Annotated in this window: 12 protein-coding genes, 1 tRNA gene and 2 pseudogenes; 11 read left to right on the top strand and 4 right to left on the bottom strand. The window is 38.7% G+C overall.

Translation table 11 applies throughout. The annotated features are described in order from the left end of the window. Positions 1-2,178: 2,178 nt before the first annotated feature. Both PVV64_RS08880 and PVV64_RS08875 read left to right on the top strand, forming a co-directional pair. Positions 2,179-3,060, top strand: coding sequence for an outer membrane protein (locus PVV64_RS08880; RefSeq protein ID WP_273760673.1), 882 nt, complete (start codon positions 2,179-2,181; stop codon positions 3,058-3,060). A gap of 1,362 nt (positions 3,061-4,422) precedes the next feature. Beyond that, complete coding sequence (locus tag PVV64_RS08875; RefSeq protein WP_273760672.1) at positions 4,423-4,779, top strand: hypothetical protein; 357 nt, start codon at positions 4,423-4,425, stop codon at positions 4,777-4,779. 436 nt (positions 4,780-5,215) lie between these two features. Here the strand turns inward: PVV64_RS08875 and PVV64_RS08870 are convergent. After that, positions 5,216-5,300 (bottom strand) — tRNA-Leu (locus PVV64_RS08870). Between PVV64_RS08870 and PVV64_RS08865 the strand changes: the two genes are divergently transcribed. The 5 genes from PVV64_RS08865 to dut all read left to right on the top strand — a co-directional run bounded on the left by PVV64_RS08865 (position 5,264) and on the right by dut (position 8,957). Next, positions 5,264-5,416: a hypothetical protein gene (locus PVV64_RS08865; RefSeq protein WP_273760671.1), complete on the top strand. Its 153-nt coding sequence runs from the start codon at positions 5,264-5,266 to the stop codon at positions 5,414-5,416. The genes PVV64_RS08870 and PVV64_RS08865 overlap by 37 nt on opposite strands. 122 nt (positions 5,417-5,538) lie before the next feature. Then, positions 5,539-6,141: a YqaA family protein gene (locus PVV64_RS08860; RefSeq protein WP_273757066.1), complete on the top strand. Its 603-nt coding sequence runs from the start codon at positions 5,539-5,541 to the stop codon at positions 6,139-6,141. Between the two features lie 18 nt (positions 6,142-6,159). Next, complete coding sequence (locus PVV64_RS08855; protein ID WP_273760670.1) at positions 6,160-6,726, top strand: disulfide bond formation protein B; 567 nt, start codon at positions 6,160-6,162, stop codon at positions 6,724-6,726. A 714-nt stretch (positions 6,727-7,440) separates the two neighbouring features. Then, a complete protein-coding gene (locus tag PVV64_RS08850; protein ID WP_273760669.1) occupies positions 7,441-8,262 on the top strand; it encodes a VIT1/CCC1 transporter family protein in 822 nt (273 codons plus the stop codon). 143 nt (positions 8,263-8,405) lie between these two features. Continuing rightward, complete coding sequence (gene dut / locus PVV64_RS08845; protein ID WP_273760668.1) at positions 8,406-8,957, top strand: dUTP diphosphatase; 552 nt, start codon at positions 8,406-8,408, stop codon at positions 8,955-8,957. A 402-nt stretch (positions 8,958-9,359) separates the two neighbouring features. Here the strand turns inward: dut and PVV64_RS08835 are convergent, their stop codons facing one another. Beyond that, positions 9,360-9,941: a biopolymer transporter ExbD gene (locus PVV64_RS08835; protein WP_273760667.1), complete on the bottom strand. Its 582-nt coding sequence runs from the start codon at positions 9,939-9,941 to the stop codon at positions 9,360-9,362. Beyond that, positions 9,938-10,828, bottom strand: coding sequence for a MotA/TolQ/ExbB proton channel family protein (locus PVV64_RS08830; protein ID WP_273760666.1), 891 nt, complete (start codon positions 10,826-10,828; stop codon positions 9,938-9,940). The genes PVV64_RS08835 and PVV64_RS08830 overlap by 4 nt, the downstream gene beginning before the upstream one ends. Before the next feature lie 1,297 nt (positions 10,829-12,125). Here PVV64_RS08830 and PVV64_RS08825 point away from each other — a divergent pair. The 4 genes and pseudogenes from PVV64_RS08825 (at position 12,126) to PVV64_RS08810 (ending at position 15,888) form a co-directional block, all read left to right on the top strand. Next, positions 12,126-12,452 (top strand): YqjD family protein, encoded by a 327-nt coding sequence (locus PVV64_RS08825; RefSeq protein ID WP_273760665.1) that lies wholly within the window; start codon positions 12,126-12,128, stop codon positions 12,450-12,452. A 3-nt stretch (positions 12,453-12,455) separates the two neighbouring features. Beyond that, positions 12,456-12,899: a hypothetical protein gene (locus PVV64_RS08820; RefSeq protein WP_273760664.1), complete on the top strand. Its 444-nt coding sequence runs from the start codon at positions 12,456-12,458 to the stop codon at positions 12,897-12,899. A 1,560-nt stretch (positions 12,900-14,459) separates the two neighbouring features. Beyond that, positions 14,460-14,696: pseudogene (locus PVV64_RS08815) on the top strand (DnaJ domain-containing protein); the annotation flags it as partial. A 583-nt stretch (positions 14,697-15,279) separates the two neighbouring features. Continuing rightward, positions 15,280-15,888, top strand: a complete 609-nt coding sequence (locus PVV64_RS08810) for a hypothetical protein (RefSeq protein WP_342753418.1) — start codon at positions 15,280-15,282, stop codon at positions 15,886-15,888. Between the two features lie 287 nt (positions 15,889-16,175). On the opposite strand, the pseudogene glmM reads toward PVV64_RS08810, so the two are convergent. Next, positions 16,176-16,356 (bottom strand): annotated as a pseudogene (gene glmM, locus PVV64_RS08805) (phosphoglucosamine mutase); the annotation flags it as partial.

The raw sequence follows: 16,356 nt of genomic DNA, 5'->3' as shown, positions 1-16,356 counted from the left end.
GATGATGTCGCGTCTCATGAAGTGGATAGCATTTTTTCTTTTTTTGCTGATCCTTGATTTTGCTCGCCTTATGGACGCCATAGATAATGTTATTGCACATCTCAAACAATGGTTTTCAAAACATTGATGAACAACCGCTTGCTTGGAAAGTGATATGGTATGAATATTATTCTCAAAGCTGCTTGTTTCTCATGTAGGAACTTTCTACGAGAGAACAACAATTTATAAGGGGAGTAAAGATGTTAAAATATTTGTTGTTGTTGCTCTTGTCTTGACAGCTTGTTGCGCATCTGTAAGCATTTATCAAATGATGTTGATCGAAATGTTACAAAGGGTGATGCACAATTCATTGCCAACGATTTTGTGCGCACTCTTAAAAATTCTTTACCACCAGCGACAACAACACTCATTGGAAAAGAAAGAGCACAGAAGACAACTTTACTCCTTTATTTATCAATCTGTTGCAACGAAATGGATATGATGTAGTCTCTACAAATCAACCTAAAAAGCATCAAAACACAGCTATCAATGTGACTTATAGAATAACGCCAATGGATAAAGGTATCATGTCTGTTGTTGCTTATGATTTGGTTGGAGCAACACATTATGATATACATACTTATAAGAGATAAACCCTCTTGCCGGTTCATCAAAAAAGAATAAACAATGGGAAAGTATTGGGATTGAACAAACCGGTTTGCATATTCAGCCAACAATAACCATTCCCCGAGGTTGTACCTTCAATCTATGATGACAAAAAATATCGTTTTTTCTCTTTTTATAAATCCTGTATTTTGTCCACTTCATGAAGGTGATAAAGAATGTTTTTTAAAACAGTGCTTCTTGGAACAACCTTTTTAAAGCATGGAGATAGCCTCATGTTTTTGTTTGTCACCTTCGCGAAGGGAATCACGTCCTTCACACAAAAAACACCATTGTAAAAATGCTATTGTATTGCCAATTCGCGTGCTTGTTAAAAAACTCTCTTAACGTATCCAAGCACATTTCATGCTCCCAAGCCCATTTTGCCACAGCACCCATAAATGCTATACTGTAAAATCTATGGAGCACCATCATCGTTACGCTCATGCAGGAGCCAGCTTACACTATCACACTCTTTATCAGCGCCCAATTACGATACCTCCTAGCACTTGAGAGTTTTTAGTAAGAGAAGCTTTAAGCCCTTTTATATAGTTGTGCATCATCGTTACGCTTATAAAAATGCTATAACACCCTTAAATGCTATACTGTAAAATCCGTGGAACATCATCATTATGCTTATGAAGGACCAGCTAGCACTATATGCTTTATCAGCGCCCAATGTTACGATAGCCTTTACATTTTGTCTCTCTATGTTGCTGGTTTGATGAAAAAGTTGCATGGGAACTTCAAAAAAGGATTTGTCCAATGACCTTGTGAGGTGTTGGCATCAATGGTAAGCAGGTTTGCTTTCATGGAGCATGTTATGGTGGTATGCTTCTCGTGCCATAAAATACTGCAAAACAGCACCGTGCTCTGAATTCTCATGCCTATTTTCACGCAACATAAAGCCATGTTCAATAGTATCTGTGGATGGAGTGCCTGTGGAAAAGTATCAATCTTCCCGTGAAAATGATACAATCTATTAAGCCTTATCAATCTTTACACTTAAAGTGGTAAACCAATTCATACTCTTTTACTATTGCCCAATGCTTTAGCAACCCTTAACACTTGCGAGCGTTCATAAGAGACATTTTATTCCTTTTTTGAATGTTTTTATGCACACACCAATCCTTCTTATGACGTGAAAACAAAAGATTTTGATTCATTCACATTGTTTTCATATGAGAGAGATTGGAAAAGAGAGAAGCTTTGGATATTGGAAACTCTCCTTCAAGATGCAAAACGATGAATAAGCATTATAAATCAAACTGTGATTCAAGGAATAAGAAAGACATGATGGGATGGTCAAGAGTATTCTTTAAAACGAGCAAAACATTCAGCACAGAATTTAGCACAATGCTCGATAAAGCGTAACGCATTGATTACTATCCACTCATTCACAAATCAGCTTAAGGAAATTTTAAACTGTTTGCATATATAAAACTTGTATAGTATTTTATTTTTATGCATATATGGATTTTTATATTTATTATGTATATATCATATCTTTCATCTTGAAATAAACTAGGGGTTTTTATGAAAAGAAAACATTTAATATCAGTATCTCTAGCCGCTTTAATGGCAACTTCTACAGTTCAAGCAGCTGATACCGCGACTTTTCCAGAAATAAAATCAAATATTATCAAACCGAATGTTCCAGCGGTTATTGTTGCTCCACCTTATTCTTGGACAGGCTTGTATTTTGGAGGTCAGTTTGGTGGTTTTTCCAGCAAAAGCGTCTTTAATTACTCTGAAGATGCAACGACTGGAAAATGGTATTGGATTGATAAAAAATTATTACCTAAACCATCAGGTTTTATGGGAGGGGGGTATTTAGGCTCGAATATTGATCTTGGCAACAATTTTGTGCTCGGTGTTGATACAGATTTCATGTGGTCTGGTAAAAAGGATACCAGAACGGGTGAAGAAAGAAAGATTCTAGATGATGATGAACTCGATTCCATTAACGAAGTTTTTGAAGAAGCTGGTATTCGCGTTGTAAAACCTGCAGCTCCAGATGAAACGATCCCCAATTATGGTGATCTTGTTATAAGCAGTGTCACTTTGAAAGAGAAATGGGCTGGTGCTACGCGCGTGCGTATAGGTTTTGCTTCTGATCGCGTTATGCCCTATATCTCTGGCGGTATTGCCTATGCACAAATGCAATATATTATGTCCATTTTATCAAAATCCCAAGAAGACTCGTTTGTCTTTGCCTCTGGCAATGTACTCGATGAAACAAAAACAATGATTGGTTATACAGTTGGTGCTGGTCTTGATTTTGCAATGACCAATAATATTATTCTGCGTACAGAATATCGCTATGCGGATTTTGGTAAAAAGAAATTTGGAGAAGACAAGCTTGAAATTGGCTACAACACGAATGATTTCCGCATTGGTGTTGCTTATAAATTTTAATTGATGACAAAATTAAATTGCCAAAAACCCTGCCAAAAGCAGGGTTTTTATTTTTATCAGCTAGATATGAGATAATACATTGATTTATAAGACCGATAGAGCGTTCCCCATCTTGAATAAGAAACCCCAATATCGGAAAATCCCATCCTTTCAAATCTCTCCCATGTTCAATCAATCACCATCACATGCTCACATATTAAGAGGATAAGTATAGGGATAAAGACATTCAAAAAAGGACTAAAACGCCCCTTCCTAAACACTCTCAACTACCAAGAGCTATCGCAAAATTGGGTGCTGAAAAAGAGTATAGTGACCCGCTGGTTTCTTCCTAAGCGTACAGATGATGATGATGTATCAACTATACAAAAAAGGTTAAAGTTCCTCTTCTTAAAACATTCTCAACTGCCAAGGGCTGCTGTAGCATTGGCGCTGGTAAAGAGTATGAACTGGTTTACCACTTTATAAGTGTAAAGATGGTGATACTCTCCATGGATTTTACAGTATAGCATTTATAGGCGCCGTTGCAAAATAGGCTTAACAATATTAAGAGAGTTTTTTAAAATACGCGCGTGAATAGGCAACGCAAGAGCGTTCTGTTTTGCGTGAGGAACGTACTCATGCCCCCTAAGGAGTAAAATCAAGCAAATTTTTACGGTTTTACGAGAATGCTTTATTCTGTAAAAAATTTTTACCAATCTGTTCTTTATAAAAAACATAATGCATATATAAAAAGCATATTATTATTTTTAAAAATCTATTTATATAATAACTTTTGGCATAAAATGATCCATTGAATAAAAAAGAATTTCAGCCATTCTACATGGGTGAGATATTCTTTCTGCTTTTTACTGATAGTTTTGAGCAAAATCTTCCAAACAATCAGCAAAATGCCCCAATTTGCTTATTGCTCTGATTTTTTCAAAAATCCCTGTTCCATAGCTTTGCATCAATCAAAGCCTGCGCCGACACTCTAACAGCAGCCTTATATGAGACATATAAATTGAGACGGCAGATTGCTCATTTCGAGCTTTTTTCTCCTTGCTTGGAAAACGAAGCTCTCACAAAACGATAATAAGATTGCTCTCACCACAAACCAACATATTGCTTTATAAAAATAATTCATCATTTTACACTCTGTATAAGAAACTCTCACACGGGCAGCTATTCTCATTTGCGCCCCTGTTCTATGAAAGCAATCAAAACCATTCGCTCTTATAAGCAGGTTCAGCTTATAGATAACAGCAAAAAATAAAAATACCTCTAGAAACACTCTCAGACATACCGTCTCCATGCCACGATTTTTGATAGCATTGGGGGTTAGTAAATATCTGCTTTACCACTTCATCAATGGATAGATGAGGGATGCCTATACCTTCTCTCACGGAAGGATTTACCCCCATCCACAGACAGCATCAAAAATGGCTTCATATTTACTTGACAACAAGCATGGGCATTTACAGCACGGTGCTGTTTTGCGGTATTTTGGGGAAGAAAAGCGCTACCCCCAATGACATGCCACAAGCCCCCTCTCCCCCTATTGATGCCATCCCCTCACAAAATCACTGGACAACTTCTGTATTGAAGTTCCCACACACCTTTTCCACCAAAGCAAGCAGCATGGAGAGAGTAATAGTGCTCATCGGATATTTTAGAGGCATAGAGCATATTTTGCTAGCACAGCAGATGAGTCTTTCAACAATTATCATTTTTCGGATTTAATATGCTTCAAAAGAAAAGAACGCACAAGCAAAAACAACCCAAAGCGACAGAATATTGCACTTATCTCTATGAATAGAGCGTATAACCCTATCTTGAAGAGACACCATTTTATAGAATGATGATAAGATTTACAAAATCGATAAATCATGCACTGGAAACAAGGGGCAGCCGATAAAATGGTGCAGTTTTGATAAGCCAGAGTCGAGCTCCATCAGCATATTTCCCTAAAAACAAAATTTTTACAATTAAAACGGACAAAATCTACCCCGCATTTTTGTCTTCCTCATGACTTTAAAAACCACCTTTTGAATTGCGCTTTTAACGCATTGATCAAACATCAAAATCGTATAAAAAAGATAATTATGGAAACAAAAACAGTAAATTATCAATGATAATAAGATAAAAAACGATATCAAGTGATACAGAATTTATAAAGTGGTGCGGGTGGTCGGACTCGAACCGACACTCCTCTCGGAACCAGATTTTGAGTCTGGCGCGTCTACCAGTTCCACCACACCCGCACGCTGTTATAAAGAACAGATCTGTTCATTATCCTTCTGCACTATATGAAGAAGGACAGATTCGTCAACAACAGATTTTTTGTTTTTGCACAATCGGTATGATTTTTGTTTCATAAGTTATCAAGAATATTTTTCTGAAGAGAATTTTTTAACGCGTGAATTTCAAAAATATTTGTTTGGCCATCTTTATGGCGCATAATTTGTAAAGTCTTTACCTATTAGGCTTATGAAATCCCTGATGATATTAAACAGATTAAAGCTTTGGACGATTTCTTTAGCAAATCGGGGCACAGCGCCCCATTGGCTTGGTTTCATTGCCTTTATTGAAAGTTCTGTTTTTCCCATTCCGGTAGATGTATTATATATACCGATGGCTCTTGTTCATCCCAAGCGGGTTTATCGCTATGCCTTTATTGCTACGATGTGTTCTGTTTTGGGCGGCATTGCTGGTTGGTTTATTGGGCATTTTGCCTATGACGCGCTTGCCAAACCGATTTTAGAATTTTACGGTAAAGTTGAAAGTTTTGAAGCTCTCAAAAACCATGCAACGCTGCAATTTCTGGTGATTTTACTGATCACATCAGGTTTTTTTCATCTTCCTCCTATCAAGATTGTCACAATTTTGGCGGGTGTCATGGGTGTGCATATTGGGCTTTTCATTCTCACCTGTATTTTTGCTAGGGGTGCTCGTTTTTATCTTCTTGCTTGGCTTATTCAGCGTTTTGGCCAACAAGCCATGAATTTTCTTTCCCGTCATTTCAAATGGATTGTCTTGATTGGTTGTGTTAGTGTCCTAATTGCTTATGGAATTTTCATAGCTTTTGTGAACAAGCAGCTTTGACTTTAAGGAACCTGCTCCATGTCCAGCAATTTTTCTTCTCGCTCTATTTTCCACAAGCACCTTCACCTTGAACCAAGCCGCAAAGAGCAAAGTTTATGGGCTTTTTCCCTTGCTTTTTGCCTAACAAGCACAATAGGTCTCGCCCTTGGTTTTGAATATATTGGAGGCTATCTTCCTTGTGATTTATGCCTTATTGAGCGTTTTCCCTATTACAGTGCACTGCCCTTTTTGCTTTTAGCAGGTTTTGGAGCATGGTTTTTTCGCATTTCTTCTTGGGTACAACTTTCATTTTTTTGTGTTTTTGTCTTAATGTTCATCAGCCTTGTCTTAGCAGTATACCATGCGGGTATTGAATATGGTTTTTGGCCAGCCCCCCCCAGCTGTGGATTAAGTGCCATGAGAAGAACAACAGACGTCTCTCAGCTTTTTAACCAATTAAACACCATCCACCCGCCTTCTTGTTCTGAAGCCCCCATACGCTTTCTTTTTCTCTCATTTGCTGGCTGGAATGTGGTTGCCAGCCTCTTTTACATGCTTGCCAGTTTTTATATTGCTTCAAAAGGTCTGTTGAGTTCTAAAAAATAACAACCAAAGAGCATGGAGCATGCTCTCCACCGCCCTCTAAAACACAGCAGTCCTCCCACGAACCTTGCCATATTGCTCTCCCCACACCAACATGCCTGCCTCTCAGCTACCAGTCATCGTTTCAATGCAATAAGCAGAACAACAGATAAGACTCAGCTCTTTAACCAATTGAACATCCCCTCCTTCTTGTTCTAAAATCCCTATATGCTTTCGCTCATTTGCCAGTTGGAATGTCTTTACCAGCCTGTTTCATATGCTTGCCTGCTTTTATATTGCAGCAAAAAGCGTCGCTCAGTTTCTAAAAAAGATTAACAATCACATGCTTTCTCCACAACCCAACAGCAACAAAACTTCCCCACAGCACACCCCATAGCCTTAAATCTGCCCACCCCCCATCATCTCCAAAAGCCAACACGGACATCTCCCCCAGCCGCTCTCACCTCCATCTCTCCTCATTCATGACCACAATTCCTTGGTAAAATCGCCAGTCTTTCTCTTTTCTGCATTTTTCTAGCATCGTTTTATAGAATCACGTTTTTTTGCTGGCTTATTTTGTTTTCTAAGCAAATTTTATTTTTTTAACACTGCAACCTTTACATCTCTCGGCTGTTCTTTTCATCACACTGACTTTTTACAATTTTTTAATTTTAGATTGACTTTGCTCTTTTTTCTCTTATAACTTTAGAACTATTCTAAAGTGCAAAGGAACAGGAAATGTTGAGATCGTTTTTTTCATTTGTACAACGTAAAGCTCTGTCCTTTCGTTCAGCACAACAAGTGATGCTTCGAGCGCTGAAAGCCAAAGAACAAAATGCCGCTCTTTATTTAAAATATGCCAAAGCTTTAGAGCCTTATTCTTCAAAGCACGCAGAAATTTTTGCGGCAATGGGCATGCGAGAGCTTGAAAATTATAAGGAGCTTCTGTGCCTTTCTTGTAACAATCGCGCAAGCACGATGGCTTCAACGATAGATTCACCGTGTAATCGCACAACTCTTGTAACGGCTAAGAAGCATCATAAAAGCTCCCGAAGAAAAACGGTAAGTCAAGAAACAAAAAAGCCATCAAAAACGCACAGACAGCTGCTTTTGACATGGATTCAACCTGGTCTTGCTGGTCTCATGGATGGGTCAGTTTCTACTCTTGCGCCCATTTTTGCCGCGGCTTTTGCCACAGGAGATACGCATCAAACCTTCTTGATAGGGCTGTCTGCTTCGGTTGGAGCAGGTCTTTCAATGGGGTTTACAGAAGCAGCCCATGATGATGGGAAATTATCAGGTCGTGGTTCTCCGCTTAAAAGAGGTCTTGCCAGCGGTATTATGACAACGTTAGGAGGATTAGGTCACACGCTTCCTTATTTGATTAACTCTTTTTATATGGCGACAGTGATTGCCTTTATCATTGTTTTTTTCGAACTAGGAGCTATTGTTTGGGTACAAAATAAGTTCATGTCGACTCCCTTTTGGCGTGCATCTTTACAAGTTATTATTGGTGGTGCTCTCGTTTTTGCCACGGGGATTCTTATTGGGAGTATATGAAGTAATCACTATGGGAAAGAATCATTTACGATACAAAACAAGCAGAGAAAGCTGTTATCCCCAAGGATCTTTAGCTGCTTGTTTCAAATACCATCTTTTGTTAGAGTTGTGTTGCTTGTTTTCATTTTGGAGATGCTTTAACCATGCCCTATACGCACCTGAACAACCAAAAGAGCCCCTCTTCGTCGAATGCATCCCCTCATCTAACCCAAACGGTAACCTTATCAATTGAGCGCCTTGAGCATGGACAAGGCTTAGAACTTCCGCACTATGCCACAGCGGGTTCTTCTGGTCTTGATCTAAGGGCCGCGCTTGGTGAAGAAGAAACACTCACGCTTGCACCTGGACAGCGCGCTCTTATTCCAACGGGTCTCATCTTTCACTTGTCTCCTGGGTTTGAAGCACAAATACGACCGCGCTCAGGCTTAGCCTTAAAACACGGCATCACATGCCTCAATACGCCTGGAACCATTGACAGCGATTACCGCGGTGAAGTTAAAGTTCTGCTCATCAATTGCGGACAAGAAGACTTTATCATTGAACGAGGTATGCGCATTGCCCAAACAGTTATTGCACCGGTTCTTCAGGTCAATGTTCGTGCCCTAGAACAGCATGAACTGGAAGCAAATACAAGCGAAAACAGCCATACAGAAAGCCGAGGCACAGGTGGTTTTGGTTCCACAGGTCACGACTAAACAGCACATTGCGTGAGAAAAAACGCACATCCTTGCAAGCTGACAGTACAATGATTACCATGGCTGTTATTTTGCAACGAGTCCTCTTGGCTTGAAACACAAAGGCATCCATGCTCTGGATAAGCCACGCATCTTCCCTATGCACAAACACTAAGAAGCATAGAGGACAATGCACCCGTTGTGGAATTCTACTCATTAATTGCGGACAAGAAGACTTTACCATTGAACGAGGCATGCACATTGCCCAAACGGTCATTGCACTGATTCTCCAAGGTGGTGTTTGCGCCCTTACACTAAATGAACTTGCACCAAATAAAAAAGACAATAGCAATGCGAGAGGCCGAAACACGGAGAACTTGATTGCCCAAAATAGACTTCAGCAGAATTCCCTCTTGACAGTTTCTACTCTACAGGAGCCACATCTCCCATTACAGCTGGCTTGGCGTTTACCACATTGCTGACTGGCGGTGCAATGACACCGACGTTTCCTGCTGCATCTTCTGCCGCCCCTATAGCACTTACTGTTCCATCACTTGCTATCCCTTTTGCCCTCAGATTGGTAGATTTCTGCAATCCCATAAGTCCGACTTTGCTATATCCAGCAGTGCGTATTTGATTGAGTAAATCCACCACAGCACCATAATCGATTTCACTATCGGCTTTGATCAAAATCTTTGTTTCTCGATTTTGCTTTGTTTCCTTCAATAAGGATTCCACAAAAGTCGTTTGGTTAACAAGATGCTCACCCACATAAAGGGCATGATCTTTTTGCAAAGTCACATAAAGAGGCTCTTCTGGTTGAACTGGGAGAGGCGTTTGCGTTATGGAAGGAAGTTGAACAGGAATAACCGATGTCGCCAAAGGCGCAGCCACCATAAAAACAATAAGCAACACGAGAACAACATCAATAAAAGGGGTTACATTGATTTCGCTATGTAATCCACTCTCATCGAAATCCCAATGATCATTAAAATCTGCTTTCATTTTTTATGACTTTTCTGTTGTCTGCGCCTATCAAGTTCACGACTTAACAGTCTTTCAAGTGCGGCAGCAATATCGCCTAAATCATTGCGATAACCACTCAAAGCACGCATCAAACTATTATACATAACCACAGCAGGAATAGCCACAAAAAGCCCGATAGCTGTTGCCAGCAGGGCTTCGGCAATTCCAGGAGCCACCACATCAAGCCTCGTTGTTTGAGACTGTGCAATACCGATAAAAGAATTCATAATTCCCCAAACGGTAGCAAACAACCCCACAAAAGGGGCAATAGCACCAATGGTTGCAAGAACAGCGCTACCACATGCAACACGCCGCACAGCAGTAAGCAAGCAACGTGACAAAAGCGAATGAACCCTCTCCTTTACGCCCTCATTCATATCGCGCACATCCTCGTCATACTGATTGAGCTCCTCATAAAAGAGGGGATGTTCACCAGTAATGGCGAGGGCTTCTTGTTGTATTTCCCGTTGCATCTCTTGTCTTGCCGTGTTTTTTTCATGAGAGCCTCCACTGGTTCCCTCATGACCGCCAAAATGGATCTGCTGTGTAGAAAGATACACTTCTTTAAGAACTTCTTTCAAAAAGAGCACACCAGCTCCTTTGCTTTCTTTCAAGCTCGCAGCCAAACGCGTGAGGGTCTGAGCATTAAGGGTCAATTGAAGTTCATGACGCGCTCTTCGTTTTGCCACAGTAATCTCAACAATTTTAACAAAAGTAATTGTCCAAGATGCAAGAGAAGCAAGCAACAAAAGAACGATCACGGCTTTTACAACAAAATCAGCCGCCATAAACATAGCAAAAGGAGAAAGATCATGCGTTGCCAATACAGCAGACGCGCTCTCTAAGGGTACTGTCTCAGATTCCATTTTTGTCTCACACGGTTGTGGTTGTCACTTTTTAATCTTACAGCTGTGTCACCAGCCCCCGTAGCATCACTCTTCGACAACGCTGCGTCCCTGTTAACGTCACTCTGTATTCGTCTTAAAAAATAAAACTTGATAAATCAAGTATAGTTTTATTTCAGAAAATGTCTCTTTCAAGAGGAATTTTTAAAAGAATTTTTCTCTCATAAATTTAAGACAATTTATTGGATAAAGCAGTTTATGGAGGGACAAACAACTTGAAGAACAAACTGTATATCAAATACAGATTTGGTGTATCATGACACTCTCTCAAAGAACAGAAATCTTTTTCACTTCAATACTGCTGGCACAAACAAAGAGATTTCCTTTGCACAGCACAAGAAGAAAGAATAAAGAACATCACTAAACAAGACCCCATACCCACCACGCTGATAACAAGAGACAGACCAACATGGAGTGTGGAGCATCTACGGGTTTGCCGCTTGCGCACTTCATAAGTATAAAACTTGCTAATACCAAATAAACTCTATAGTTTTCACGAAGAATTTTTACACAATCCACAAACACCGTTGTAAAATGGCCGAAGACTTCTTTAAAACAAGCATGTGAATTCACAATACGCTGGTGTTCTGTTTGAAAATATTTTGCATAAACTGCATATCCCCACTCATTAACAGAACTCCCTGCTCGCTATTGATGTCGTCACTTCACAAGCCTCACGGAACAAATTCTGTTTTAAAAAGTTGCCATACAAATTTTTCATCAAGAAAACAGAAGGCTATCGATGCCATGAGGAGCGAGCAAAACATCACAATAGTGTCGATCTTCTTACAGAAGCGTAAAGATAGTGCTATTTTATGGATTTTTATCCCCTTCGATAAGCAAAACGGCTCTCCTCCTCATCCCTCAAAGAACAAAGATTTTTAAACCTACTCGTCTGTAAACAATCCAGTTTCTCTCCTTTTCCCCCTGCTGAACATTTGTATGGTCCACTTATTATGAAGGCTTACCAAAAAAGCCCCGCCTTGAAATACGCGAACCACACTTGAGAAAGACTAAAAATGTAAATCTTCTATGGTTTATATTCCATACCTAGACACTGTTTAGGACATAATATGATCATCCAACAAGATCCATTCTATCTAAAAACATTTTTAAATTGCCAAAGAAGAGGGAACTAAAAAAATCCTTTAGCGTTACAAAAACAGTGAAAATTTTTACTCCAAAGCAAATAATCACTATGAACACACAAAAGAGACAAATACTGAATAATGATAAATCAAGAGAGGGAAAAAGCATCATGGCAAACCATAAAAAAACACAAAACAATAAGACGACAGCAGAAAAAGAACTCCAAGGACAGGCCGAGAAGTTACGTAGTGAAATTTCAGGAATAACTTCAACTCTGACAGAACTTGGTGCCAGCAAATTGAGCGCTGCCAAAAATAAAGCTGAAGAACTGTATCATTCGGCAAAAGAAAATAGTGAAGACATGATGTCTCAAGCGAAAGAAAAAATCAGCGAACTTGAACAAACCATGAACGATCATGTTCGTAAAAATCCTGGCAAAAGCGTTTTGTTTGCAGCAGGTGTTGGTTTTATTCTTTCTCAATTATTGCGTCGTTAAACAATGCATAAGTTCATTGCTCCTCTTTTCAATCACCTCATTGGTGGAGGGCTAAAAAACACTGTTAAGCAAGTACGCCTTCAAGCAATTTGCTACGGGTTTATTGGCATTTCACTGTTTATATCGCTGCTTTTTTTATGTATCATCGGTTTTCTTGCCCTCTGTTGGGTCATGACGCCTCTTAGAGCAGCCAGCACGATGTTTTTGATTTGGCTTTTCCTTGCAGGTATCGCTATTTTCATTGTCCGCATTTTGAAAGCTTATCAAAACTACGATCAACAAAAGAAATCGGAAGAGAGACGCCATCAGCTTATGACAGATGCCACACTTTCCAGCCTTGCACTTTTAAGCAAACACTTGCCTTTTGCCAAATTGAGTATTCCAGTGCTTGGTCTTGCAACTTATTTTCTGTGGAAAAGAGATAAAAAAGACCGCTTTTCAAATTAAGATATGCAATTGTGCAATTCTAACCCCCGCGGTGTTTTCTCTCAATAGAGAAAACACCCTTTCTTTTCCTCTGCTGATATTATCGCACCATAAATCTCTAAAGATTCCTTTTTGGTTCTCGAGCAATAAAGAACAAACTCACATCATTCTCCTTGTGGGGAGTAAAACAGCTATGATCATTCTCTGCATGATAAAGTCATGAAGATGTTCGCAAAAACACGCTCTAGCAAGCCAAAATCTCTGACTGTTTTTCAAGAGCGATAATCATCAACAGCCCAACTGCTTCCCCTATCTCCTTATCCACCATGTGAGAGAACATTGTGCTGATAAACATCTCCCCTCTTTTCGCGGTCCACATCCAAAACTTCGCACGCATCACTCTCAAGCATAATACAGATAACCAGAGTGAGGTCAAAAAAACAGACCACCTACCCTGTTTTTCACCAATATCCTCCCTATAAGCTTTTCTTTTCACCCTCTCCACAACCAATCAATTTAACAAATTTCAATCAAAGCAAAATATTGATTTATAATGATAGTCTAGCGTATTCATATTGAATGAGACCCTCAAATACCGTAAGATTCTCTCATTTCAAATCTCTTTATCTTGAATCAATCAATATCATTCGCTTGCACGTCAAAAGTGAGGCTGGCGTGTAGGTAAAACTGTTAAAGAAAGGACTAAAAATGGCTCTTATGAATCGTCTTAGATGCCAAGGGCTGTCACAACATTGGGAGCTGGCAAAGTGAATGATGGTGCTGACTTGCTTCTTCACAAGCGGGATTGACATACGAATAAAAACATTTAAAGAAAAAACTGAAAATACCTTTTATGCATGCTCTCCAATGCAGAAGCTATCACAACATTGGAACTGATGAATAGAATAGTGGTGCCTCGGATCGCTCTTTCATAAGCATGAAGATGGTGGTGCTCAATGAAAGCTACCCTCCAAGCACATGATCCTATCTTTCCTGAACTTCATCCCCCCCCAAGTCCCACATACAGCTGTACCTGTAAAAATCTAAATAGCTTCGGAACAATTTTAATTTGTTTTGTTGTCATGAAGCAAAAGGGACGTTTCCACACGCCCTATCATTCGTTCCTCATTCTCCCCTATCACTTGCAAAGGCAACATCTTGGCAAAACACATGCCAAATAAGCCGTGGAACAATCCACATTGCTTGTTGCTTTTCTCAATAAGAAGTCAACTCCTCATGAGCATATTTACCGCCTGCTCGTCCGTCCGCTTTATAACTGCCTTCTTTAACACGCGAGCTATTTTGTTAGGAATAGCCTCTACCCACTCTTGGTAGAATTTATTTTTTATCATGTGTGGAGCCTTCTGTGTATTTTTAAATATTATAAAGCTCACCAGAGAATAAAAAACGCATCTATAGGGATTTCAAAATATACTTCATCCTCATATACCTAACACAACAATGTTATTAAATACGATTTACTACACTTTATCCACATAAATAACACATATTGATATATTCAAAGAGAATCGATTAAACAATACTCCAAAAATAAAAACAATACACAACTGGTAGTATGTAATGATAGCAAATGAAGATGACTATTATGGAATTCTTGGTGTAAGTTGCGAATGCAATAATAAGCAGCTAAAATCTGCTTTTCGTAAGTTAGCGATGCAATACCATCCTGATCATAATCCTAGTAATAAAGAAGCGGAACAAAAATTTAGAAAAATTTGCGAAGCCTATGAAGTTCTTAAAGATCCTCAAAAAAGAGCTATTTACAATCAATTTTATCATAAAACTCTTAAAGATAATGACGCAACTTTTGAAAATAGTATAAGCCAACAGAATAGCAGAGAAAAGACTAGTATCAGCAAATTTGCAGCATATAGACCCACAATTTTCTTGATAGTATTGATCATTGTTCTTATTGTTGTCAAAACTCCACCAGAATTATTACCATTCATATCAATTCACTGTCTTTTTTATATGAGTTTGAGATTCTGGGGATTCTTAAAAGCTTTGCTTATTACAATAACCGCATTAGTAATAACTTTCATTTTTTTCTCCTTAAGTATCATCCCAACAATGATCGTAATCTTTTTTTATGCTGCTGTAAATTTCTATGGAGTCAAGAAATTGAAAAAACTTGGTATAGTTGAAGAATGATTTTTAACCTGTGTATGTTCTTATACAAAATGTTTCTAAAACATATTAAGCACTCTCTCTCATGAATTTACAAGATACAATCATTATTGAATTTATAATGAGATATTCCCTCGCGTAGAGATTATACCGTCTGTAGAGGCATTGTACTTCCTTTATTGATTCAATAGCACACATTGATATATTCAGTGTGAATCAACGAGACAGCCTTATTGTCATAATGACGGTTCAAATGATGAAATCCTTATCTGTAACACATGCTATCACATTTATAACTATAACCTTGTTTTCTGTATTAGTGTTATTAGGATGTGCGAGTGTAGAGAGTTTAGAACAATATGATAAACTTTACGAAGAATATGTAAATGAAAAATACGAACCTTTTGAACATTCTCAAAAGCAAGAAAAAGCAAAAAAATTTGTATACAGCCATGGCTATCAAAATATAACTCAAAGATTTGACGTTATACAGCACCGTCACATACTTATTGTTTTATGTGGACGTTTTGTTAATTTGTTGCGCGGTGATTATAATGAAGGGGTATCATCAGACATGTTACTTAATGTCATAAGTAGTTTACATAATGACTATAATTGGAGAGAAAGCGATTTTATTTGGGCATATAATATGTCTATGAACTCTACAGATCCTATGATTGATTATGCAAAAAAATTTCTAAATTCTTCAAGTGGAAATGGCATTAGTCCCAAAACACAAATTATTGATCTCGTGTCTAGTATGAGAAACAGCGATGACAAAAACACTAAACAAATAGCTCGATTTTGTATAAAACTGAACACAATATATGATATGATGAAACCAAGAAGAAGTTATAAATAATATTTAACGATCAAAATGCTTTTGAAGAACGTTAAAAGCAACCCTCAGAGGTTCATAAAATACGGGAATTTCTTATCTTCTATAACAAAATATTATAGCGCAACGTAAAATTATATTGTCTATAGAGCACTATATTCCTTTTATTGCCTCTTGCATAGATTGATAATAACGCCTTGCTTTTTTACCCCACTGTTAAAACTATTTTGGTCTGAATGTGTCTACACATCATCACAAAGAGCGCTAAGGCAATCCTAAAGCCTTATCGCAGATCCTATATAAACACCCTCTTACAAAAGAGTATCATGATGGGTGATAACTTCCATCATCTCGGCCACGAGCCACATCCAAAATGTCCCGAGCGTCACCTTCCGCCATAATGCGAATGACCGGCTCAGTTCCAGAAGCGCGGATCACCAATCGCGCTGCTTTTCCCAAACGCTCTGCAGCTTGATCTATTGCCGTTTTGAC

This window comes from Bartonella sp. ML70XJBT.G (assembly GCF_028618575.1).
Classification (GTDB): Bacteria; Pseudomonadota; Alphaproteobacteria; order Rhizobiales; family Rhizobiaceae; genus Bartonella.
Note: the sequence above shows the minus strand (reverse complement) of the source record. Positions and strands in the feature narration are given on the sequence as shown.

Coding starts and splice junctions, on each gene's coding strand:
- PVV64_RS08835 (WP_273760667.1), bottom strand. CDS start 9,941: ATGAAAGCAGATTTTAATGATCATTGGGATTTCGATGAGAGTGGATTA.
- PVV64_RS08860 (WP_273757066.1), top strand. CDS start 5,539: ATGATATTAAACAGATTAAAGCTTTGGACGATTTCTTTAGCAAATCGG.
- PVV64_RS08810 (WP_342753418.1), top strand. CDS start 15,280: ATGATGAAATCCTTATCTGTAACACATGCTATCACATTTATAACTATA.
- PVV64_RS08850 (WP_273760669.1), top strand. CDS start 7,441: ATGTTGAGATCGTTTTTTTCATTTGTACAACGTAAAGCTCTGTCCTTT.
- dut (WP_273760668.1), top strand. CDS start 8,406: ATGCCCTATACGCACCTGAACAACCAAAAGAGCCCCTCTTCGTCGAAT.
- PVV64_RS08830 (WP_273760666.1), bottom strand. CDS start 10,828: ATGGAATCTGAGACAGTACCCTTAGAGAGCGCGTCTGCTGTATTGGCA.
- PVV64_RS08875 (WP_273760672.1), top strand. CDS start 4,423: ATGCCTATACCTTCTCTCACGGAAGGATTTACCCCCATCCACAGACAG.
- PVV64_RS08880 (WP_273760673.1), top strand. CDS start 2,179: ATGAAAAGAAAACATTTAATATCAGTATCTCTAGCCGCTTTAATGGCA.
- PVV64_RS08825 (WP_273760665.1), top strand. CDS start 12,126: ATGGCAAACCATAAAAAAACACAAAACAATAAGACGACAGCAGAAAAA.
- PVV64_RS08820 (WP_273760664.1), top strand. CDS start 12,456: ATGCATAAGTTCATTGCTCCTCTTTTCAATCACCTCATTGGTGGAGGG.
- PVV64_RS08855 (WP_273760670.1), top strand. CDS start 6,160: ATGTCCAGCAATTTTTCTTCTCGCTCTATTTTCCACAAGCACCTTCAC.